Origin of the sequence: Ensifer sp. Root558 (assembly GCF_001427045.1) — a bacterium.
Lineage (GTDB): Bacteria > Pseudomonadota > Alphaproteobacteria > Rhizobiales > Rhizobiaceae > Ensifer > Ensifer adhaerens.
The window spans coordinates 104,909-126,800 of sequence record NZ_LMGC01000033.1 but is presented as its reverse complement, the minus strand read 5'-3'; the positions used below and the strand labels follow the sequence as shown (position 1 = coordinate 126,800).

The following is a 21,892-nucleotide window of genomic DNA, read 5'->3' as shown; positions in this document are numbered from 1 at the left end:
CAGCCCAATGAAAAAAGCCCGGATCGACGATCCGGGCTTTTTTGTTGATCAGTGCTCAGCAACGTGCTCAGTAGGCCGAACCGGACGGGTCATCGAGGTTGTGGCGCTCGGTCCCCTTGAGCGGCGGATTGAAGACGCTGACGAGGACCAGATCTTCGTCCTTGCCGCCGCGCAAGAAATGCTTGTCGTGCTGGTCCAGCACGTAGATATCACCCTTGTTGATCGGGAAGACCTTGCCCTGCATGTCCTCGACCTCGCCGTGCCCGGCGATGCAATAGCAGGCCTCGAGATGGTTGCGGTACTCGAGCAGCGATACCGTTCCGGCGCGCACCACCGTGTGGCAGACGGTGAAACCCATACCGTCCCTCTCGGTGAGCAGGCGGTGGCTAGTACCGCTGCCCCACTCGACGAAATGATCAGTTGCTTCGATTTGCTGCAGGCTGCGGACGAACATGGGCCCCTCCATCTGTAAATATTCCTAATATCCGCCAACTGAAAAGCTCTCTCCCGCCTCGGTTGGAAGCCCAGTATCCGTTGACATCGACAGCCGATCAAACGACGATTCCTCAAGGATTTGATGAGGAAAACTTACAGATGATATTGCCCCCACTCGGCATGCTGCGTGCCTTCGAAGCCGCAGCGCGTCTGGCGAGCTTCTCCCGCGCCGGTGACGAACTGCATGTGACGCACGCCGCCATCAGTCACCAGATCCGGCTGCTGGAGGCGTGGTTCGGCCGGCCGCTCTTCATGCGCGAGAAGCGTGGGGTCAGTCTGGCGCCCGAGGCGGAGAACCTATCCGCCGTGTTGACATCGTCATTCGAGCGCATCGCCGCGGAAACGGAGTTGCTGCGGCTGAACGCCAAGGCGCAGTTGAGCGTTGCCTGCATACCCTCGATCGCCACGCGCTGGCTGATCCCGGCACTCGGCGAATTCCTGCAGCGTCACCCCGAGGTGGACGTCAAGGTCGTCTACGCGATGGCCGAGCAGCAATTGCGGGAAACCGGCTGCGACGTCCTCATCACGCTCGGCGCCGACAAGAGCGAGGGGACCCGCTCCGATCGGCTGTTCTCCCGCATCAATCGACCGGTTGCGAGCCCCCGTTATCTCGAGCGGAAAGGCGCGTTGAGGACACCAGAGGCAATCGCGTCTGCCGATCTGCTGCACGACGAAACGACGTCACGCTGGCGCGATTGGCTGGCAAGAGCAGGGCAGGAAACCACGCAGACGTTGCGTGGCCCGGTTTTCCAGGATTTCAATCTTCTGGCGACGGCGGTCATTGCCGGCCATGGCGTGGCGCTTTGCCCGGTCGAAGTCTTCCGCCGCGAAATCGAAAACGGTGACCTGGTGATCCTGTCCGATGTCGCCACCCTGGAGGACGAGAGCTACTTCCTGATCACCAAAGTCACACGCTCGAAGGCGGCAGCCAGTTTCGCCGATTGGTTCGCGGCCGTTGTGCACGCCTAATACGGAATGCACCTCGCAGATTCATGAGCCGGCTTAGCAATCGTTATACACCGATGCCGCGCCCTTGCAGCGCAACGGTGATTTCGTCGAGGATGACTGGATCGTCGATCGTCGCGGGTATCTTCCAGGGCTGGCGGTCAGCGATCTTCTGGATCGTGGCGCGCAGGATCTTGCCCGACCGCGTCTTCGGCAGCCGCTTGACGCAGATCGCCAGGCGGAAGGCGGCAACAGGTCCGATGCGTTCGCGCACGAGGCTGATGACCTCGCGCTCGATCTCCGACGTTTCACGGGAAACATTGGAGTTTATGACGAGGAAGCCGGCCGGGACCTGGCCTTTCAGGTCGTCGGCAATGCCGATCACGGCGCATTCGGCCACATCGGGGTGGCTGGCGCAGACCTCCTCCATCGCTCCGGTGGAGAGGCGATGGCCAGCCACGTTGATGATGTCGTCCGTCCGCGCCATGATGAAGATGTAACCATCCTCATCGAGGTAGCCGGCATCGGCAGTCTTGTAGTAGCCGGGAAACTCGTCGAGATAGGCCGCACGGAACCGATGGTCAGCATTCCAAAGCGTCGGCAGGCAGCCTGGCGGCAGCGGCAGCTTTACCACCACATTGCCGAGCGTACCGGCGCCAACCGGATGTCCGGCATCGTCGAGAATCTGGACGTCGTATCCCGGCAGCGGAACCGCCGGAGAACCGTACTTTACCGGCAGGAGCCCGAGCCCCATCGGATTTCCCGCCACGGGCCATCCCGTTTCCGTCTGCCACCAATGGTCGATGACGGGCACGCCGAGCGCGTTTTCTGCCCATTGGATCGTGTCGGGATCCGCCCGTTCTCCGGCAAGAAACAACGCGCGGAATTTCGACAGGTCGTACCGGCGAACGTGGGAAGCCTCCGGATCTTCCTTGCGGATCGCTCTCAGCGCCGTCGGCGCGGTGAACATCACCACGACGCCGTGTTCGGCAATGATGCGCCAATAGGTGCCTGGATCCGGCGTGCCGACCGGCTTGCCTTCGAACAGGATCGAGGTGCTGCCGTTGAGGAGCGGACCGTACACGATATAGGAGTGGCCAACGACCCAGCCGATATCGGACGCAGCCCAGAACACTTCGCCCGGCTGCACGCCGAAGAAATTCTCCATCGACCATTTGAGCGCGACCATGTGGCCGCCATTGTCGCGCACCACGCCCTTGGGCTGGCCGGTCGTGCCCGACGTGTAGAGCACATAGAGCGGATCGGTCGAGGCGACCGGAGTACAGCCGACCTCTTCTCCCGCCTGCTTGGCCGCCGCCAAAGCCGCAGCGAAATCGAGGTCGCGTCCCTCGGTCATGGCGGCTTCCGCCATCTCGCGTTGGAAGACGAGGCAATGGGCCGGCTTGTGGGTCGCGATGTCGAGCGCCGCATCCAGCAGCGGCTTGTAGGCCACGGTGCGCCCAGGTTCGATGCCGCAGCTTGCGGACACAATGAGCTTGGCCTGGCAATCGTCGATGCGTACGGCGAGCTCGTTGGCGGCAAAACCGCCGAAAACCACGGAATGCACGGCGCCGATGCGCGCAGCCGCCAGCATAGCAACCGCCGCCTGCGGGATCATCGGCATATAGATAATGATCCGGTCGCCCTTGCCAACGCCGAGTTTCCGGTAGACGGCGGCAAGCGCTGCTACATCGCCGAGCAGAGACGCATAGGAGATGCGCTCGACCCGCCCGGTGACGGGACTGTCATAGATGAAGGCGATTTGCTCGCCACGGCCCGCGGCCACATGGCGATCCAGGCAATTGTAGCAGGTATTGGTGATGCCTTCGGCGAACCAGTGCCCATAGATGCCAGCGTCCGCATCAAATGCACGTGCCGGTCTTTCAAACCAGTCGATCGCATTGGCGGCATTTGACCAGAAACTCTGCGGGTCCGATTTCCAGCCCGCGTACACGTCGGCATAGCGACTCGCCATGTCCGTTCCTCCCTGCGCATATTGCCGGACATGTCCGGCCTCCTCGTGCACAAGGATAGGCTAATGAGAGACGAGGGGAACCCCGACGAAAGCGGTATGTGACGAACGGACCTCAGCGCGCGCCGAAAATGGCCGAACCGACGCGAACGCCGGTGGCGCCGAACTGGACGGCCGTCTCGAAGTCGCCTGACATGCCCATCGACAGCTTCTCGAGCTTGCAGGCAGCAGCCAGCTTCGCGAGCAGGGCAAAATGCGGGCCGGGATTTTCTTCCACCGGCGGAATGCACATCAGTCCCTCGATCGAAAGACCCAGCTCGTTGCGGCAGAGATCCACGAAGGCAACGGTCTCCTCCGGCGCGATGCCGGCCTTCTGCGGCTCCAGCCCGGTGTTGACCTGGACGTAGAGCCTAAGCGCCCGGCCCTGCCTCTGCATTTCGGCCGCAAGCGCGCGGGCGATCTTCTCGCGATCGACCGTCTCGATGACATCGAACAGCGCGACGGCTTCCGCCGCCTTGTTCGACTGCAGCGGGCCGATCAGGTGCAGTTCGAGACCGGATGTCTCGGCCTTCAGCTCCGGCCACTTGCCCTGCGCTTCCTGCACGCGGTTCTCGCCGAAGACCCGCTGCCCGGCGGCAATCACCGGGCGGATGGCGTCGGCGTCGAAGGTCTTGGAAACAGCGACCAGCGTGACGGCACCCTTGGCGCGACCGGCAGACTTCTCCGCTGCCTGAACCCGGCTCACGACATCCTGCAACCGCTCTTGAACTTCCATGGACCTGCTCTCCGACACGGGATTTCCAAACCACTGACCGAGCGGCTTAGGCAAAGTTGAGCCGATTGCCAAGGCCGCTCCGCCATGGACAGGCTCAAATCCGCCAAAGTGTCGCGGCAAACCCTTCAAAAACTTGACCGTCAGGCGGTTTCGTGGTGAAGGTCACCCCAATTATCATGAGGCGCCACTATGCGCCGCAGAACTTCCGGAACATCGAAAAGACATGTCTAGCGAACGATACAATCCGCGTGATGCCGAGCCCCGTTGGCAGCAGGAATGGGATAAGAACGAGGTCTTCCAGACCGAGAACGACGATCCGCGCGAAAAGTACTATGTGCTCGAGATGTTCCCCTATCCCTCGGGCCGCATCCACATGGGCCACGTGCGCAACTACACCATGGGTGACGTGGTAGCGCGCTACAAACGCGCCCGCGGCTTCAACGTGCTGCATCCGATGGGTTGGGACGCCTTCGGGATGCCGGCCGAAAACGCCGCAATGGAGCGTGGCGTGCACCCGGCCAGCTGGACCTACCAGAACATCGCCTCGATGAAGGCGCAACTGAAGGTTATGGGCCTGTCGCTCGACTGGAACCGCGAGTTCGCCACCTGCGACCCCGCCTATTACCAGCGCCAGCAGTACCTGTTCCTGGACTTCCTGGAAAAGGGCCTCGTCTACCGCAAGCAGTCCAAGGTCAACTGGGACCCGGTCGACAACACCGTGCTCGCCAACGAGCAGGTGATCGACGGCCGTGGCTGGCGCTCCGGCGCGCTGGTCGAACAGCGCGAACTGACGCAATGGTTCTTCCGCATCACCGACTTCAGCCAGGAACTGCTCGACGCGCTCGATACACTGGATCAGTGGCCCGAGAAGGTGCGCCTGATGCAGAAGAACTGGATCGGCCGCTCCGAGGGCCTGTCGCTGCGTTGGGAAATCGTCGAAGGCACCGCCGGCGACGCAACCGAGCTCACCGTCTACACCACCCGTCCGGACACGCTCTTCGGCGCCTCCTTCCTGGCGATCGCCGCCGATCACCCGCTGGCAAGGCAGGTGGCGGCCAGCAACCCTGAGGTCGATGCATTCTGCGAGGAATGCCGCCGCGCCGGTACCTCCCTTGCCGCGCTGGAAACGGCAGAGAAGAAGGGTATCGACACCGGTATCCGTGCCAAGCATCCGCTCGATCCGAGCTGGGAGCTGCCAGTTTATGTCGCCAATTTCGTGCTGATGGACTATGGCACGGGCGCCATCTTCGGCTGCCCCTCCGGCGACCAGCGCGACCTCGACTTCGCGCGCAAATATGACCTGCCGGTCGTTCCCGTCGTCATGCCGAGGGACGGCGATGCCGCGACCTTCGCCATTGGTGACGAGGCCTATATCGGCGACGGCGTGATGATCAACTCGCGCTTCCTCGACGGCCTGTCGACGGAAGACGCTTTCGAGACCGTTGCTTCGAAGCTCGAGAAGGAAATGCTCGACGGTGCGCCGCGTGCCGAGCGCAAGGTCAATTTCCGCCTGCGCGACTGGGGCATCTCGCGCCAGCGCTACTGGGGCTGCCCGATCCCGGTCATCCATTGCGAGGACTGCGGCGTGGTACCAGTTCCGAAAGCCGACCTGCCGGTCGTGCTGCCGCCGGACGTTACCTTCGACAAGCCGGGCAATCCGCTCGACCGTCACGCCACGTGGCGCCACGTCGCCTGCCCGCACTGCGGCAAGGACGCCCGTCGCGAGACCGACACGATGGACACCTTCGTCGATTCGTCCTGGTATTTCACGCGCTTCACCGCACCCTGGGAAGACAATCCGACCGACCCCAAGGTCGCCAACCACTGGCTGCCGGTCGATCAGTACATCGGCGGTATCGAGCACGCCATCCTGCATCTGCTCTATTCGCGCTTCTTCACCCGCGCGATGAAGGCCACCGGCCATGTTGCCGTCGACGAGCCGTTCAAAGGCCTGTTCACGCAGGGCATGGTCGTGCATGAAACCTATAGCCGCGGCGAAGGCGCCCAGCGCGAATGGGTGACGCCGGCCGAGATCCGCATCGAGGAGATCGATGGACGCCGTAGCGCGACGCTGATCGAAACCGGTGAGGAAATCACCATCGGCTCGATCGAGAAGATGTCGAAGTCGAAGAAGAACGTCGTCGATCCCGACGACATCATCGCTTCCTATGGCGCTGATACCGCCCGCTTCTTCGTTCTCTCCGATTCGCCGCCGGATCGTGACGTGATCTGGTCGGAAGCCGGTGTCGAAGGATCGCATCGCTTCGTGCAGCGCGTGTGGCGTCTGATCAGCGAAGCGGCCGAGAAGCTGCGGGCAATCGAGGCCGCCCCGGCGCTCGAAGGCGAGGCTCTCGCTGTTTCGCAAGCCGCGCACAAGACGCTGCGCGCGGTCGAGGCCGACTACGACAAGCTCGCCTTCAACAAGGCCGTGGCGCGCATCTACGAGCTCGTGAACACGCTTGCCGCACCGCTGACCCAGGTAGCAGCCGGCAAGGCCGACGCGGCCCTGGCGGGGGCTGTGAAGGATGCGACGACGATCCTGATCAACCTCATCGCACCGATGATGCCGCACCTCGCCGAGGAATGCTGGCGCGAGGTCGGGGGCGAGGGCCTGATTGCGGAACGCGGCTGGCCGGCTTTCAACCCCGCTTTGGTCGTCGAGAACGAAATCACCATGCCGGTGCAGATCAATGGCAAGAAGCGCGCCGATTTGACAATCGCTCGCGATGCGGATCAGAGTGCGATCGAAAGCGCCGTCCTGGCGCTCGATGCCGTCAAGTCCGCGCTCAACGGCAGCAGCCCCAAGAAAATCATCGTCGTGCCCCAGAGGATCGTCAATGTCGTTGTCTGATAGAGCTGGTTTCCGTATCCGGTCGATTCCGGTTCTGGCTGGCGCGCTCATGTTGACCGCGCTCGCCGGCTGCCAGGTCCGGCCGCTCTATTCCGACCCGGTCGGCACCTCGACGGCACTGGCGGCGATCGAGATTTCCGAAGCCACCGACCGTGTCGAGCAGGAAGTGCGTAACGCGCTGATCTTCCTGGCCGCAGGTGGTCAGGGCGAGCCCGTGAATCCGCAGTATCACCTGGCGCTCACCGTCACCCACCGGTCGATGGGCGTGCTCTACGATCAGGCCAAGGACCGCGCCGGCGCCGGCCGTATCGTCGTCAAGGCGGACTACAATCTGACGAAGATCGGTACGGGCGAGACCATCAAGTCCGGCAACCGCACCGCCGTTGCTCTCGTTGACTTCCCGGTCCAGGAATTTGCCAAGGTGCGCGCCGTTCGTGACGGTGAAAACCGCGCAGCCAAGGAACTCGCCGAGCTGATCCGGGCCGACATCGCCGCGGCTCTCAGCCGCTAACGGGTGTCGGCATGAGCGAGGTCAAGTCGCACGAGTTCGACTCCTTTCTCCAGAAGTCAGCCGGAATCTACCGGCTTTTCATCCTCTACGGGCCCGACCGCGGGCTCGTCTCCGAGCGTGCCACTGCAATCGCCGCCCGTTGCGGCGTGCCGCTCGACGATCCGTTTTCCCTGTTGAAGCTCGATGTCAGCGAACTGACGCAATCGCCCGGGCGGCTGCTCGATGAAGTAAACTCGATCGGCCTCTTCGGTGGAGAAAAGCTCGTCTGGGTCCGTGGCGCAGCCAATGAAAAGCCGCTGGTCGATGCGTTGCAGATCCTTTCGTCCGAGCCACCGACCGGAAGCTATGTGATCGTCGAAGCCGGCGACCTCAAGAAGGGCTCCGCACTTCGAAAGATCGGCGAGAGCGCGCGTTCGGTCGCCTGTATCGCCTGCTACAGTGACGACGCGCGCAGCCTGCAGGCGCTGATCGACAAGGAACTCGGCGACGAGAAGCTGGGCATCAGCACCGCAGCACGGCAACGGTTGCTGGAGGCGCTCGGTGGCGACCGCCTGGCCTCACGAAACGAGCTGCGCAAGCTTGCGCTCTACTGCCGTGGCAAGTCCACGGTGGACGAAGAAGACGTGCTCGATATCGTTGGGGATGCCAGCGCCATCTCCGTCGACGATGCCGTCGATGCCGTGCTGAAGGGCGACCTCGATGGATTGCTGCATGCGATGCAGAAGATCACCACATCCAAGACGCCGGCCTTTCTGGTGCTGCAGGCGTGCCTGCGCCAGTTTCAGCAGCTCGATGTGATGCGCGCCGAGATGGATGCAAGCCGCCAGCAGGCGGGGCAAGTGATCGCGACGCTGGGGCGTGGGCTGCACTTTCGCCGCAAGCCGATCGTCGAGGCAGCCTTGAAGCATTGGTCGAGCCCGGCCATCCGCCGCGAGCTCAATCGCCTGCAGACGACCATCTTTCAGAGCCGCAGCCGTGCGAGCCTGGAGGAAAGCCTGGTGCTGCAGAACCTGATGGCGATCGCGGTGCAATCGGCGCGACGCTGACCTGCCTCTGTCGACCCAGTCCCGTTACCGCAGCCTAGTGCTCGAATTTCGCCAACAGGTCTTCAGGCTGCATGAGGGAGATGGGTGGACCTCGCCGTCCGAAATTCAACTGGACGCCAAAAGATCTCATCATATCAAATAATTAGGCGCGCCGCTCGTTGGAGAGACGCGCCATCAATACGCCTAAGCAAAAATACGCACGAGTGGCTTATCGCCGCTCGAGCAGCCGGCAGATTTCTTCCAGTTGATCCAGCGTCTTGTAGGCGATGCGCAAATGACCACCGGATGCCTTGTGGTTCACGGTAACCTCAAGCCCGAGGCTATCCGACAACGTGCGCTCGAGCGCTAGCGTATCGGCATCCTTCTCGTCGCGACGGACGGTCTTGCCGTAATTCGGATCGTTCTGCGCGCGAATATCGTTCTGCGCGATGCGCTCGGCGTCACGCACCGAGAGCCCCTTGGCAATGATCGTCCGGGCGAGGGTAGCCGGATCCGAGGTCGGAATGAGTGCACGGGCATGTCCAGCCGAAAGCGCGCCTTCCGACAACATGTCCCGAACAGGTTCCGGCAGTTTCAAAAGACGCAGGCTATTGGCGACATGGCTTCGGCTCTTGCCGATGATCTCGCCGAGATCGTTCTGCGTATAGCCGTGCTCGGCGATCAACTGCTCGTAGCCAAGCGCTTCGTCGAGCGGATTGAGATCCGAGCGCTGGACGTTTTCGACGATAGCGATTTCAAGCGCCGTGCGATCGTCGACGTCGCGAATGATAACCGGGATTTCGGTGAACCCGGCCAGTTGTGCGGCACGCCAGCGGCGCTCGCCGGCGATGATCTCGTAGCGATCGACGCCGATGGTGCGAGCAACGACAGGCTGGACAATACCATGCTGACGGATCGAATTGGCGAGATCCTGGAGTTCGGCTTCGTCGAACTGACGACGCGGGTTGCGCGGGTTGCGCGATACGAACTCGATCGGCACGCGCCGATCCGGATTGACCGGGGCAGGGGCAGCTGCCCCTGTTTGCAACGGCTGATCCATCTCGCCGATCAACGCGGCCAGTCCGCGACCAAGCCGCCTCTTCGAGCTATCGTCGTTCATATCGTCACCCGAGTTAAATTACGCTACCGAAATGATTATGCCGCTTTGCGCTGGCGCTCGCGTTGAATGACTTCGGAGGCCAGTTGCAGATAGGCCTGACTGCCAGCGCACTTCAGATCATAAAGAATGGCCGGCTTGCCATAGGAAGGCGCTTCCGAGACGCGAACATTGCGCGGGATCAGGGTGTGGTAGACCTTGTCGCCGAGATGCGTCCGCACATCGCTAACAACCTGCTGTGCCAGGTTGTTGCGCGAATCGAACATGGTCAGGACGATGCCCTGGATATCCAGGCTCGGATTCACGGTTCGGCGAATCTGATCCACTGTCTCCAGCAGCTGGCTCAGACCCTCGAGCGCGAAGAACTCGCACTGCAGAGGGACAAGCACCGAATGGGCGGCCGCCATCGCGTTCATCGTCAGCAAGTTGAACGATGGTGGGCAATCGACGAGCACGTAGGAATATTCCATCGCGGCGGGGCTAACCAAGGCCTTGCGTAAACGGAAGACACGATCCGGTTCCTGCGAAATTTCCATCTCGACGCCGAGAAGGTCCATGGTCGATGGAATGATCGAGAGGTTCGGAACGGCTGTCTGTTGAGCGATCTCGCCGATCCCGTGCGATCCCATCATCAGCTCATAGGATGACAGGTTCCGATCGCGGCGTTGAATGCCGAGCCCGGTGCTGGCGTTGCCCTGCGGGTCCAGATCAACGATCAGAACGTGTTCGCCGATAGCCGCCAATGCGGTCGCCAAATTGATGGCGGTCGTGGTTTTGCCGACGCCGCCTTTCTGATTTGCGATTGTGATGATCCGGTTTTTGCCACCAAACATGTTTCCGCTCGCGATCACTGGGCCCTGCGCGCCAGATTTGCGATCTCGAGCACGACAGAATCCGGCTCGACCACGCTTGGATGTTTTACCAGATCAAACTGATAGCGGCCAACGGCTTTGTCGATTTCGCGCTGGTAATCCCGCCCTTTGTGGAAGTAGGCGACCGCTTTCTGCTCCTTCGCCGTCATCCATGGCGCAGAATAGTCGAGCAGCAAGGTCAAATCCGCGAGCGCGCGCGCCGAAACCGCGTCCGCGCGGGGAATCAATGCGCCTGCTTCTTCGATTCGAACCGGGTGAACCGAGCCGCGCGCACCCGTCTCGGCCAGAGCTACACGCAGAAAGGCAGCCTTCTTGTTGTTGCTTTCAACGAGATGGACCCAACCGTCGCCAAGTTCGGCGAGATAGATCGCCGTGATGACACCTGGAAAGCCGCCACCGCTGCCGAGATCGACCCAGGTCTTCGGACCGGGCGACAACTGCGCGAGCTGCAAGCTATCGACAATGTGCCGACGCCAAAGATCCTCGATAGTGGACGGCGCAACAAGATTGATCGACTTCGCCCACTTCTGAAAGAGCTTGGCAAAATGCTCCAGCCGTTCATTCGTTTCACGTGAAACACGCAGTCCGTTCAACACATCGATTGGACTCGCCTTCATTGTACGCCGGCCTTTTCTTCACGTTCTACGGTTCGGTTCTGACGCTTCACCCACGCCAGGATCAGCGATGCTGCTGCCGGCGTCATACCGTCGACCTTCATCACGTGAGCCAGATTGCGGGGCGCCTGCTGCTTCAGCTTCTGCTTCAGCTCGTTGGAGAGGCCCGAGAGCATATCGAAGTCGAAGCCATCGGGTATGGCAAGATTTTCCTCGCGCTGAATGCCGGCGATATCCGCTGCCTGCCGATCCATATAGACCGCATAGACCGCATCGATCTCAAGCGCCTCAACGACGCGCGGACCAATCGACAACAGCTCGGGCCAGATGGGCTGCAAGCCGGCAATCGACTGATCGGGATAGGACAGGATCTCGAAAGCAGTGCGCCGTTGGCCATCCTGGTTGAGCTTAAGGCCATGACGGTTACCTTCAGCCGGGGTTACCGAGAGGCCTTTCAACAGGGCACGTCCTTCGTCGAAACGCGCGCGCCAATCGACAAAGCGTTCGCGCCGCGCAGCCGAGATGCAGCCGACCTCCATTGCAAGCGGTGTCAGGCGCGCATCGGCATTGTCGGCCCGCAGCGACAATCGATACTCCGCGCGGGAGGTGAACATGCGATAGGGCTCGGTGATCCCGCGCGACGTCAGGTCGTCGATCATGACACCAATATAGGACTGCGTTCGGCTGAACACGATTTCGTGACGGTTGGTCGCGGCCAAGGCGGCGTTCAAGCCGGCAACAAGACCTTGCGCGCCGGCTTCCTCATAGCCGGTCGTACCGTTGATTTGACCGGCGAGGAAAAGCCCTGGCATCTTGCGGACGGCAAGGGTCGCGTTCAGTTCACGCGGGTCGACGTGATCGTACTCGATGGCATAACCAGGCTGCAGTATCGCGACATTCTCCAATCCCGGGATCGTCTTGATAAAGGCTTCCTGGATGTCAGCCGGCAGCGACGTCGAAATGCCGTTCGGGTAGATCGTATCGTCGTCGAGACCCTCCGGTTCCAGGAAGATCTGGTGGCCATCACGCTCGCCGAATCGTACGATCTTGTCCTCGATGGACGGACAATAGCGCGGTCCGACACCCTCGATCTGTCCCGAGTACATCGCCGACTTGCCGATATTGTCGGTAATAATCTTGTGCGTCTCTTCCGTCGTCCGCGTCACACCGCAATCGATCTGGCGATTCACGATCCCGTCGGTCATGAACGAGAAGGGCACGGGATCTTCGTCTGGACCTTGCCGGCCAACACGCGCCCAGTCAATGGTGCGTCCATCAAGGCGGGCGGGCGTTCCGGTCTTCAGGCGGCCGAGCCGCAACCCAAAACGCAGCAAGGTTCCCGAGAGCCCGACGGACGGTTCCTCACCGACGCGACCGGCCGGTATCTTCTGATCGCCAATATGGATGAGGCCCTTCAAGAACGTGCCCGTCGTCAGAACAACGGAGTTCGCTTGAAAGCTGCGGCCGTCCTTCATGACGACACCGTGGATGCGGCCTTGCTCTTCCAGAAGGTCGAAGGCATCGCCCTCGATAACGGTCAGATTCTCGATGGCAGCGATCTCCCGCTGCATGGCTTCGCGATAGAGGCGGCGATCGGCTTGCGTACGCGGTCCGCGCACTGCCGGACCCTTACGGCGGTTGAGCAAACGAAACTGAATACCGCCGGCATCAGCGACGCGCCCCATCAAGCCGTCCATCGCGTCGATCTCGCGGACCAGATGTCCTTTTCCCAAGCCGCCGATCGCCGGGTTGCAGGACATAACGCCGATCGTGGATGCCTTGTGCGTGATCAACGCTGTGTTGGAGCCCAGACGCGCAGCCGCAGCCGCGGCTTCGCAGCCGGCATGGCCACCGCCAATGACGATTACGTCAAATTGCATCATTGCCTCTTCTCCGGGGTTGACCCGGCACGAATCGTTTCACGTGAAACACAACGAAGGACTCGCACACGTTGTATTGCACTGGCCTACTGGTTATTTCCCGATACAGAATTCAGAAAATATCACATCGAGAAGGTTCTCAACATCCACGCGGCCGGTTATCCGTCCAATTGCGTCGCCAGCAAGGCGCAACAGTTCCGCGCGTATATCCAGCCCCAAGTCCTGACTTGCCAAGCTGTCGTCGATCGACCGCTGCGCCTGCCGGAGACTATCGACATGGCGCCGCCGCGAAGGCAGCGACAGCGAGGTCCGCCCACTGAGATCCGGCAGGTGCGCCGCGATCGCGTCCAGCAGTCGCTCCATGCCTTCGCCGGTTCTCGTCGAGACCAACACATCCACGGCCCCCTCGCGCCAGCCATCACTGCCGCGATCAAGTTTGGTTCCAACCCGTAGCACGGGCGTCGTGTCGGATGGGAAGTCGGACATGACATCAAAACCGTCCGGCGCATCGGCCAACAGCAAGATCAGATCTGCTCTCTCGATAATTTCTCGTGCGCGACGAATACCTTCTTGCTCTACTCTCTCGTCGGTTTCCCGCAGCCCCGCCGTATCGTAGAGCTTAACGGAGAATCCGGCTAAGGAAACGTCCACGGAAAGAACGTCGCGGGTCGTACCAGCAATCTCGGTGACGATTGCAATGTCACGCTGGGCCAGTGCATTGAGCAAGCTCGACTTGCCGGCGTTCGGCGCACCGGCGATGACGATCTTCAGGCCGTCGCGGATGATCTCCGCGATCGGCGCATCGGCAATATGTGCTGCTATCTCTTGCGACAGCATGGACATATCCTGCCAGATGCGCTCGCTGACCGAGCCCGGCACATCGTCTTCATCGGCAAAATCGAGCTCGGCCTCGATCATCGCCCGCGCATGGGTCAAGCGCTTCGCCCAGCCGGCATAGATCTTTGATTGTCCACCGCCGGAGTGTTCGATCGCGAGCCGGCGCTGCATCTCGGTTTCCGCAGCAATCAGGTCGGCGAGACCCTCCACCTCGACCAGGTCAAGCTTGCCGTTCTGGAAGGCGCGGCGCGAAAACTCACCGGCTTCCGCATGGCGCAAACCCTCGAGCTTCGAGAGTTCCTCAAGCAAGGCGTTTACTGCCGCCCGACCACCATGGATCTGAAGCTCGGCGCAGTCTTCTCCTGTAAAGGAGGCAGGTCCGCGAAAATAGAGAACAAGGCCGCTGTCGATGACATCGCCGTTACGGGACCGAATCGATCTAAATGTCGCCGACCGAGGTGTTGGCACACCACCACACAACGCCTGCAACACCGCTTCGGTGCGCCCGCCGCTGATACGCACGACTGCGACGCCGGCGGGCAGAGATCCGCTGGAAAGCGCATAAATCGTGTGCGTCGCTGTCATGGGCTCACCTGAAAAGACCGCGGACACGCAGGGCGCGTCGATGGTCGATGCAATGGGGATCGTCGAAGTTCCGGACCGGATCGTTCCGCTTCGCGGAGCGCGCTCACGCGGGGCAAACGCTATCTCAATGGGTCGGCGTGCTTATGCCGAAAGAATGCCGAAATTTCAAGGCCTCGCCGTATCCTCGTATTTCACGGTGCGCACGTGTTTCACGTGAATCAGCAGAAACGGTGTCTGTCTGATTGCGGGCCTAGTCGGAGATTGTTGCGAAACCGAATCGAATGACCGGAGAATCCGGCTAAGGTTTCGAAACGAGAAAACCGGCCGACGCGTGGTCGACCGGTCCCAAAGTCGGATGATGAACGCGTCTTAGGTGTTCATCGAGTCGAAGAAATCGCCGTTGTTCTTCGTCTGCTTGAGCTTGTCGATGAGGAACTCGATCGCGTCGGTCGTGCCCATCGGCGCCAGAATACGGCGCAGCACGAAGATCTTTTGCAGATCCTGGCGCGGAACGAGCAGGTCTTCCTTACGCGTACCGGACTTGAGAATGTCCATCGCCGGGAAGATGCGCTTGTCGGCGACCTTGCGGTCGAGCACGATTTCCGAGTTGCCGGTGCCCTTGAACTCTTCGAAGATGACTTCGTCCATGCGGCTGCCGGTGTCGATCAGCGCCGTCGCGATGATCGTCAACGAGCCGCCTTCTTCGATGTTACGGGCGGCACCGAAGAAGCGCTTCGGGCGCTGCAGAGCATTGGCGTCGACACCACCGGTCAAGACCTTGCCCGATGACGGAACAACGGTGTTGTAGGCGCGGCCGAGGCGGGTGATCGAGTCAAGCAGGATAACGACGTCACGGCCGTGTTCCACGAGGCGCTTGGCCTTCTCGATCACCATTTCGGCGACCTGTACGTGGCGGGTCGCCGGCTCGTCGAAGGTCGAGGACACGACTTCGCCCTTCACCGAGCGCTGCATGTCCGTCACTTCTTCGGGACGTTCGTCGATCAGGAGAACGATCAGGTAGCATTCCGGATGGTTCGCGGTGATCGAATGGGCGATGTTCTGCAGGAGAACAGTCTTACCGGTGCGCGGCGGAGCGACGATGAGGCCGCGCTGGCCTTTGCCGAGCGGCGCAACCAGGTCGATGACCCGGGCCGACAGATCCTTCGAGGTCGGAACGTCGAGTTCCATCTTGAAGCGCTCGTTCGGGTAAAGCGGCGTCAGGTTGTCGAAGTGAACCTTGTGACGGATCTTTTCCGGATCGTCGAAGTTGATGGTGTTGACCTTGAGGAGGGCGAAGTAGCGCTCGCCTTCCTTCGGTCCGCGGATCGGACCCTCGACCGTGTCGCCCGTCTTCAGCGAGAAGCGGCGGATCTGGGAGGGCGAGATGTAGATATCGTCCGGACCGGGGAGGTAGTTTGCATTCGCCGAGCGCAGAAAGCCGAAGCCGTCCTGGAGCACTTCAACGACGCCTTCACCGATGATCTCGATATCCTGGGCCGCGAGCATCTTGAGGATTGCGAACATCAGCTCCTGCTTGCGCATCGTGCTGGCGTTCTCCACCTCGAGCTCCTCGGCGAAAGCGAGCAGATCGGTCGGCGTCTTGTTCTTGAGTTCTTGTAGCTTCATTTCAGCCATGAAGGATCCATGTTTGGTATGGGTAGTGGGGAGATGGCGAGTATTCGTTAGGGAGCTGCAGCAGGAAGGGGCAGGCTCTTGTCTTTGTCACAAGCCATGAAGAGGAGATGGCAGAAAATAGCGATTCACGTGAAACCCTGCAAGGGGCTGTCGCAAATTAGAAACGCCTATGACAGGCCGCAAATCGATTAAATTCAGAATGGCTTCACGACGACCATGATGACGATGAGGATCATCAAGACGGTAGGCGCCTCGTTCATCAACCGCCAATAGCGCGCATCGTGCCTGTTCTCGTCGCGCTGAAAGGCGCGCACAGCACGGCTGAAACGCATGTGGACACCGGTCAGCAGCACCACGAACAGAAGCTTGGCATGCAGCCACCCACCCTGGAAGCCATAAATGCTCCAGGCCAGATAAAGCCCGAGCACCCAGGAAATCATCATGGCCGGGTTCATGATGACTTTCAGGAGCCGCAACTCCATCATCTTGAAGGTTTCCGACTGGGCGGAGCCGGGCTCCGCATCCGTGTGGTAGATGAACAGCCTGGGCATGTAGAGCAACGCCGCCATCCAGGACATCACGGCGATAACATGCAGCGCCTTGATCCAGAGATAGAGATCATCCGGGCGCCAGACGAACAGACCGACGAGAAGCGCCACGAACGCACCAAGCGCGATCGCTGCCCTGAGCCGCGCCCTGTTGCCCGGCGCCCGGTCGGTCTGCTTCTCCGCCATCACCGCGCTCCACGAACCCGGGCAACCAGCGCCGAGACATGATCGGGATCGGCCTGCGGCGTTATGCCATGGCCGAGATTGAAGATCAGCGGACCGTGACCGAGTGCGTCGAGAATGCGGTCAATGCCTTCCTCAAGCGCCACGCCGCCGGCAACGACCCGCATCGGATCGAGATTGCCCTGTATCGGCCCTTCCTTCTGCAGATCCTTCGCAAAGGAAAGCGGAACGGTCCAGTCGAGACCGATCGCGTCAGCACCGGTCGCCTGCCGATATCCGTTCAACAGCTGCCCCGCGCCCTTCGCAAAGGCGATGATCCTTGCCTGCGGCCGCTGCGCCCGAACGGAGGCGATGATCCGCTGCACCGGCTTGACGGCGTAGCGGGCGAATTCCTCCTCACCGAGAACACCTGCCCAGGAATCGAAGATCTGCACGGCATCGGCGCCGGCATCGATCTGTCGCACGAGATATTCAGCCGATACATCCGCCAGAAAGCCGAGCAGATGATCGAAGGCTTCGGGATTGCGATACGCGAAGAGACGGGCAGGGGCCTGGTCCGGCGTCCCCTGGCCGGCGATCATATAGGTCGCAACCGTCCAGGGAGCGCCACAGAAGCCGAGCAGGGTCGTTTCCGAGGGAAGCTCTGCGCGCAACCGCGAAACCGTCTCAAAGACCGGCTGGAGGTGTTCAGAGATGCCCTCAGGCTTCAGGAGACGGATACCATCAGCATCGATCGGGTCCATTCGTGGCCCATGGCCTTCCTCGAAGCGCACGTTGCGTTTCAGCGCATCGGGAATGACCAGGATGTCGGAGAAGAGAATGGCGGCATCGAAAGCGTAGCGACGGATCGGCTGCAATGTGACCTCGACTGCGAGATCGGGCGTGTAGCAAAGATCGAGGAAGCTTCCGGCTACGGCGCGCGTTGCCCTGTACTCGGGCAGGTAGCGTCCCGCCTGGCGCATGAGCCAGATCGGAGGAGGTGACACCGTCTTCCCTACCAAAACCTCCAGAACCTTTCTGCGTGTTTCGGTCACGGATCGTCTCTCCCAATTAAAAATCAAAGATATTTAGAAGGTTTCTATTTCTTAGAGTCGGTGGGTATCAAGGATTAAAACAACGCACTGACTTGTCCACGACCGGCGATCACGACGCTCAGCGAAGGGACAATGAGTTCGATCTCTGGAAAAACAGCGTGGTCAATCTCAGAAAGGCATTTTGAATCAGTTCTTTAAGTCGCGTTCGATTTTTGACGCGCCTGTGGAAAAGCAGTTGATATCCGTGACACTTTGTCCGCGCCGTGAGTCTTGTCCACATCCGCCACGAAACAATGTCCGCCGCAGCCCCAATTGTGAATAACTCGGCTGTTTTCCACTTGCCTGGATCCAGGCCCCGTCGTTAGCTGTGTTTCATCCCGGCTTATCAACAGCACCAGGAGAATTGCGTGGAGAACAAGAAAAACTACTTCCACCTTCACCTGATTTCGGACTCAACGGGCGAGACTCTGATTGCCGCCGGGCGCGCCGCCGCGGCCCAATTTCAAAGCTCGCATGCGCTCGAGCACGTCTATCCGCTGATCCGGAACCGCAAACAGCTGCTGCAGGTTCTCGACGCGATCGACGGCGCACCGGGCATCGTTCTCTATACAATCGTCGACCGCGAACTCGCCGATATCATCGATCGCCGTTGCCGCGAGATGGGCGTCCCTTGCGTCTCCGTGCTGGATCCCATCATCGACCTCTTTCAGTCCTATCTGGGATCCCCGTCGCGGCGGAGATCCGGTGCTCAGCATGTGATGGATGCGGAATATTTCGCGCGCATCGACGCGCTCAATTTCACCATGGACCATGACGACGGTCAGCTGCCGGCGGATTTCGACGACGCGGATGTCGTCCTCATCGGCATCAGCCGGACGTCGAAGACGCCGACCAGCATCTATCTCGCCAACCGTGGCATCAAGACAGCGAACATCCCGATTGTCCCCGGCGTACCGTTGCCTGAAAGATTGATGGAAGCGACGAAGCCGCTCGTCGTCGGGTTGATCGCGACGGCCGACCGTATCTCGCAAGTGCGCCAGCACCGGGTGCTCGGAACGACGCAAGGCTTTCACGGCGATGAGTACACCGACAAGGCCTCGATCACCGAGGAACTGAAATATGCCCGGTCGCTCTGTGCGCGCAACAATTGGCCCGTCATCGATGTCACCCGCCGTTCGATAGAGGAAACGGCAGCGGCAATCGTTGCCCTGCGTCCACGTCTGCGTTAGAGCGGATTCGAACAATTCGGGAACTTGAATGATGACATCTTCGCTCGTCCTGGCTTCGGCCAGCCCGTTTCGCCGGGCGCTCCTGGAGAATGCCGGCCTGGTCTTTGAAGCGAAGGCAGCCGAGATCGATGAGCGCGCGCTGGAAAAGCCGCTTGAGGATAAGGGCGCTGCGCCCGAAACCGTTGCTCTGGAACTGGCGGAAGCAAAGGCGCGCGATGTCGCCAGGTATTTCGCAGACGCGCTGGTGATCGGTTCCGATCAGACAATGTCATTGGGGCCGCGGGTCTACCACAAGCCGAAGACCATGGCGGAAGCCGCCGCACATCTGCTTTCGCTCTCCGGCCAGACGCACCGCCTGAACAGTGCCGTCGTCCTTTTGTGTGGCCAAGACGTCATCTGGCGCCATGTGTCTTCCGCCCACATGACCGTGCGCCCGCTGACGGCAGATTTCGTCGAGCGTCATCTAGAGCGTGTCGGCGAAAAGGCGCTTTCGAGCGTCGGCGCCTACCAGCTGGAAGGCGAGGGCATCCAGCTCTTCGAAAAGATCGAGGGTGACTACTTCACCATCCTCGGTCTCCCGATGTTGCCGCTGCTTGCCAAACTCCGTGAACTGGGAACGATCGATGCGTGATTCACGTGAAACATTTGTTAACCACGCCTTCGTCACCGGCTATCCGATCAAGCATTCCCGGTCGCCGCTGATCCATGGCTATTGGCTGAAACAGCTCGGTCTGCCCGGCAGCTATCGAGCGCACGAGGTCAAGCCGGAAGAATTCGCCGCCTTCATTGCCAGCCTCAAGGACGGGACATCCGGTTTCTGCGGTGGCAATGTGACCATCCCCCACAAGGAAGTGGCCTGTCGGCTGGTGGATCAGCCGGATGAGCTCAGCCAGGAACTCGGCGCCGCCAACACGCTGTGGGTTCAGGACGGAAAGGTGCATGCCACCAATACCGACGGCCGCGGCTTCGTTGCCAATCTCGACGAGCGGGCGGCCGGCTGGGACCGGACGTCGACGGCAGTCATTCTCGGCGCCGGCGGCGCAAGCCGGGCGATCATCCAGGCTGTTCGTGATCGCGGCATCAAGACGATCCATGTCGTCAATCGCACCGTCGAACGGGCGCAGGAACTTGCCGACCGGTTCGGTCCGGCGGTGGAAGCCCATCCGATGGGCGCACTCAAGGACGTGATGACCGGCGCAGGCCTGTTCATCAATACCACCTCGCTCGGCATGGACGGCAGCGAAGCACCGGCGATCGACTTCGGCGTTATGGCTTCGAGCGCAGTCGTCACGGATATTGTCTATGTTCCGTTGAAGACGCCGATCCTGGCGCAGGCAGAGGTGCAGGGCTTTGCGATCGTCGACGGTTTGGGCATGCTTCTGCACCAGGCGGTGCCCGGCTTCGAACTCTGGTTCGGCTGTCGGCCGACGGTGGACGCCGACCTTCGACAATTGATTATCGACGACATGGACAGGCACTGATGATTATCCTTGGGCTCACCGGATCGATTGCCATGGGCAAGTCGACGACCGCCCAGATGTTTCGCGACTTCGGCGTGCCGGTGAACGATGCCGACGAGGTCGTGCATCAACTTTATAGCGCCGAGGCGGTGGCGCCGGTGGAAGCGGCGTTTCCCGGAAGCACGAAAGATGGAAAAGTCGATCGCGCCGAACTCTCGCGCCAGCTCATGCAGGCGCCGGAACGGCTGCGCGAGCTTGAGGCGATCGTCCATCCGCTGGTGCGCCGCAAGGAGCAGGAGTTCCTCGCGGAAAACCAGGCCGCCAGCGCGCCCTTCGTCGTCCTCGACATTCCTCTCCTTTTTGAAACGGGTGCGGACAAGCGGGTCGATCGCGTCGTCGTCGTGACCTGTTCGGCCGAGCTGCAGCGCCAAAGGGCGCTGAAGCGCCCAGGAATGACCGAGGAAAAACTTGCGATGATCCTTGCGCGTCAGGTGCCGGACAGCGAAAAGCGTAAACGCGCCGACTACATCATCGATACCAGCGACAGTTTCGACGTCACCCGGGCCCAGGTGAAGGCCGTCGTCGACCAACTCGCAGCCAGAAACGGAGACGCGGATGCGTGAGATCATCTTCGATACGGAAACGACAGGCCTCGACAATCGCGAGGACCGGGTGATCGAAATCGGCGGTGTCGAGCTCGAGAACCAATTTCCGACCGGCCGCACGCTGCACATCTTCATCAATCCCGGCAACCGCAAGGTTCACCCGGATGCGCTCGCCATCCACGGGATCACCGACGAGTCCCTGAAGGACAAGCCGCCATTTGCCGATGTGGTCGACCAGATCCTCGAGTTTTTCGGCGACGCCCGTTGGGTCGCTCACAACGCCACCTTCGACATGGGCTTTATCAACGCCGAGTTTGCGCGTCTGGGCATGCCGCCGATCGCCATCGAGCGCGTGACCGACACGCTGGCGCTTGCCCGCCGCAAACACCCGATGGGGCCGAACTCGCTGGACGCGCTTTGCCGTCGCTACGGTATCGACAACTCGCACCGCGCCAAGCACGGCGCGCTTCTCGACTCCGAACTGCTGGCGGAAGTCTACATCGAGATGATCGGCGGCCGTCAGGCAGCACTCGGCCTTGTGTCCAGCAGATCGACCGATCAGGCAATCGAACTCGACGACGCGCCGATCCTTATCGGCCAGCGGCCGCGTCCCTTGCCGAACCGGCTCTCGGAGGCGGACCTGGCCGCCCACGCGGCGTTGATCGCGAAGATCGGCGCCAAGGCGATCTGGGCAAAATACGACCCCCAGGACTAAGGCA

Annotated in this window: 20 protein-coding genes; 9 read left to right on the top strand and 11 right to left on the bottom strand. The window is 61.1% G+C overall.

Going from position 1 to position 21,892, the window contains the following annotated elements; translation table 11 throughout:
* Window positions 1-67: 67 nt before the first annotated feature.
* Window positions 68-454: an ectoine synthase gene (locus ASD63_RS24625; RefSeq protein ID WP_034800152.1), complete on the bottom strand. Its 387-nt coding sequence runs from the start codon at window positions 452-454 to the stop codon at window positions 68-70.
* A gap of 143 nt (window positions 455-597) precedes the next feature.
* On the opposite strand from ASD63_RS24625, the gene ASD63_RS24620 reads away from it, so the two are divergent.
* The gene (locus tag ASD63_RS24620) at window positions 598-1,464 is read left to right on the top strand and encodes a LysR substrate-binding domain-containing protein (RefSeq protein ID WP_051659536.1); all 867 of its coding nucleotides are present in this window, start codon (window positions 598-600) and stop codon (window positions 1,462-1,464) included.
* 43 nt (window positions 1,465-1,507) lie between these two features.
* Here the strand turns inward: ASD63_RS24620 and ASD63_RS24615 are convergent, their stop codons facing one another.
* Window positions 1,508-3,415: a propionyl-CoA synthetase gene (locus ASD63_RS24615; RefSeq protein WP_060529989.1), complete on the bottom strand. Its 1,908-nt coding sequence runs from the start codon at window positions 3,413-3,415 to the stop codon at window positions 1,508-1,510.
* Between the two features lie 112 nt (window positions 3,416-3,527).
* A complete protein-coding gene (locus ASD63_RS24610; protein ID WP_034800150.1) occupies window positions 3,528-4,187 on the bottom strand; it encodes a YggS family pyridoxal phosphate-dependent enzyme in 660 nt (219 codons plus the stop codon).
* A gap of 223 nt (window positions 4,188-4,410) precedes the next feature.
* Between ASD63_RS24610 and leuS the strand changes: the two genes are divergently transcribed.
* Genes leuS through holA form a run of 3 tightly spaced genes read left to right on the top strand, consistent with a single transcriptional unit; the run spans window position 4,411 to window position 8,595 of the window.
* Entirely contained in the window at window positions 4,411-7,038 is a 2,628-nt protein-coding gene (leuS, locus tag ASD63_RS24605; protein WP_034800149.1) for a leucine--tRNA ligase, read from the top strand.
* Window positions 7,025-7,549 carry an LPS assembly lipoprotein LptE gene (lptE, locus tag ASD63_RS24600; protein WP_034800148.1) on the top strand — a complete coding sequence of 175 codons (525 nt, stop codon included), beginning with the start codon at window positions 7,025-7,027 and terminating at the stop codon, window positions 7,547-7,549. Before leuS ends, lptE begins: the two co-directional genes overlap by 14 nt.
* A gap of 11 nt (window positions 7,550-7,560) precedes the next feature.
* Window positions 7,561-8,595 (top strand): DNA polymerase III subunit delta, encoded by a 1,035-nt coding sequence (gene holA, locus ASD63_RS24595; RefSeq protein WP_034800147.1) that lies wholly within the window; start codon window positions 7,561-7,563, stop codon window positions 8,593-8,595.
* A 208-nt stretch (window positions 8,596-8,803) separates the two neighbouring features.
* Here holA and ASD63_RS24590 read toward each other — a convergent pair whose 3' ends face one another.
* The 8 genes from ASD63_RS24590 to hemE form a co-directional block, all read right to left on the bottom strand.
* Window positions 8,804-9,694, bottom strand: a complete 891-nt coding sequence (locus ASD63_RS24590) for a ParB/RepB/Spo0J family partition protein (RefSeq protein ID WP_034800146.1) — start codon at window positions 9,692-9,694, stop codon at window positions 8,804-8,806.
* 35 nt (window positions 9,695-9,729) lie between these two features.
* The gene (locus ASD63_RS24585; RefSeq protein ID WP_060521519.1) at window positions 9,730-10,524 is read right to left on the bottom strand and encodes a ParA family protein; all 795 of its coding nucleotides are present in this window, start codon (window positions 10,522-10,524) and stop codon (window positions 9,730-9,732) included.
* A 14-nt stretch (window positions 10,525-10,538) separates the two neighbouring features.
* Complete coding sequence (rsmG, locus tag ASD63_RS24580; RefSeq protein WP_034800144.1) at window positions 10,539-11,180, bottom strand: 16S rRNA (guanine(527)-N(7))-methyltransferase RsmG; 642 nt, start codon at window positions 11,178-11,180, stop codon at window positions 10,539-10,541.
* Complete coding sequence (mnmG, locus tag ASD63_RS24575) at window positions 11,177-13,060, bottom strand: tRNA uridine-5-carboxymethylaminomethyl(34) synthesis enzyme MnmG (protein ID WP_034800143.1); 1,884 nt, start codon at window positions 13,058-13,060, stop codon at window positions 11,177-11,179. The genes rsmG and mnmG overlap by 4 nt, the downstream gene beginning before the upstream one ends.
* 90 nt (window positions 13,061-13,150) lie before the next feature.
* Window positions 13,151-14,479, bottom strand: a complete 1,329-nt coding sequence (gene mnmE / locus ASD63_RS24570; protein ID WP_034800142.1) for a tRNA uridine-5-carboxymethylaminomethyl(34) synthesis GTPase MnmE — start codon at window positions 14,477-14,479, stop codon at window positions 13,151-13,153.
* Between the two features lie 369 nt (window positions 14,480-14,848).
* Entirely contained in the window at window positions 14,849-16,114 is a 1,266-nt protein-coding gene (gene rho, locus ASD63_RS24560; protein WP_089044254.1) for a transcription termination factor Rho, read from the bottom strand.
* Between the two features lie 194 nt (window positions 16,115-16,308).
* On the bottom strand, window positions 16,309-16,851 hold the full coding sequence (gene hemJ, locus ASD63_RS24555; RefSeq protein ID WP_090426326.1) for a protoporphyrinogen oxidase HemJ: 543 nt from the start codon (window positions 16,849-16,851) through the stop codon (window positions 16,309-16,311).
* The gene (hemE, locus tag ASD63_RS24550; protein WP_034800139.1) at window positions 16,848-17,879 is read right to left on the bottom strand and encodes a uroporphyrinogen decarboxylase; all 1,032 of its coding nucleotides are present in this window, start codon (window positions 17,877-17,879) and stop codon (window positions 16,848-16,850) included. The genes hemJ and hemE overlap by 4 nt, the downstream gene beginning before the upstream one ends.
* 407 nt (window positions 17,880-18,286) lie before the next feature.
* On the opposite strand from hemE, the gene ASD63_RS24545 reads away from it, so the two are divergent.
* From ASD63_RS24545 to dnaQ, 5 genes are read left to right on the top strand one after another with little or no spacing between them, the layout of a single operon-like run.
* Complete coding sequence (locus ASD63_RS24545; protein ID WP_034800138.1) at window positions 18,287-19,108, top strand: pyruvate, water dikinase regulatory protein; 822 nt, start codon at window positions 18,287-18,289, stop codon at window positions 19,106-19,108.
* Between the two features lie 31 nt (window positions 19,109-19,139).
* Window positions 19,140-19,739: a Maf-like protein gene (locus ASD63_RS24540; RefSeq protein WP_034800176.1), complete on the top strand. Its 600-nt coding sequence runs from the start codon at window positions 19,140-19,142 to the stop codon at window positions 19,737-19,739.
* On the top strand, window positions 19,732-20,589 hold the full coding sequence (locus ASD63_RS24535) for a shikimate dehydrogenase (protein ID WP_034800137.1): 858 nt from the start codon (window positions 19,732-19,734) through the stop codon (window positions 20,587-20,589). The genes ASD63_RS24540 and ASD63_RS24535 overlap by 8 nt, the downstream gene beginning before the upstream one ends.
* The gene (coaE, locus tag ASD63_RS24530) at window positions 20,589-21,191 is read left to right on the top strand and encodes a dephospho-CoA kinase (RefSeq protein WP_034800136.1); all 603 of its coding nucleotides are present in this window, start codon (window positions 20,589-20,591) and stop codon (window positions 21,189-21,191) included. The genes ASD63_RS24535 and coaE overlap by 1 nt, the downstream gene beginning before the upstream one ends.
* Window positions 21,184-21,888: a DNA polymerase III subunit epsilon gene (dnaQ, locus tag ASD63_RS24525; RefSeq protein WP_034800135.1), complete on the top strand. Its 705-nt coding sequence runs from the start codon at window positions 21,184-21,186 to the stop codon at window positions 21,886-21,888. The genes coaE and dnaQ overlap by 8 nt, the downstream gene beginning before the upstream one ends.
* Window positions 21,889-21,892: the final 4 nt, after the last annotated feature.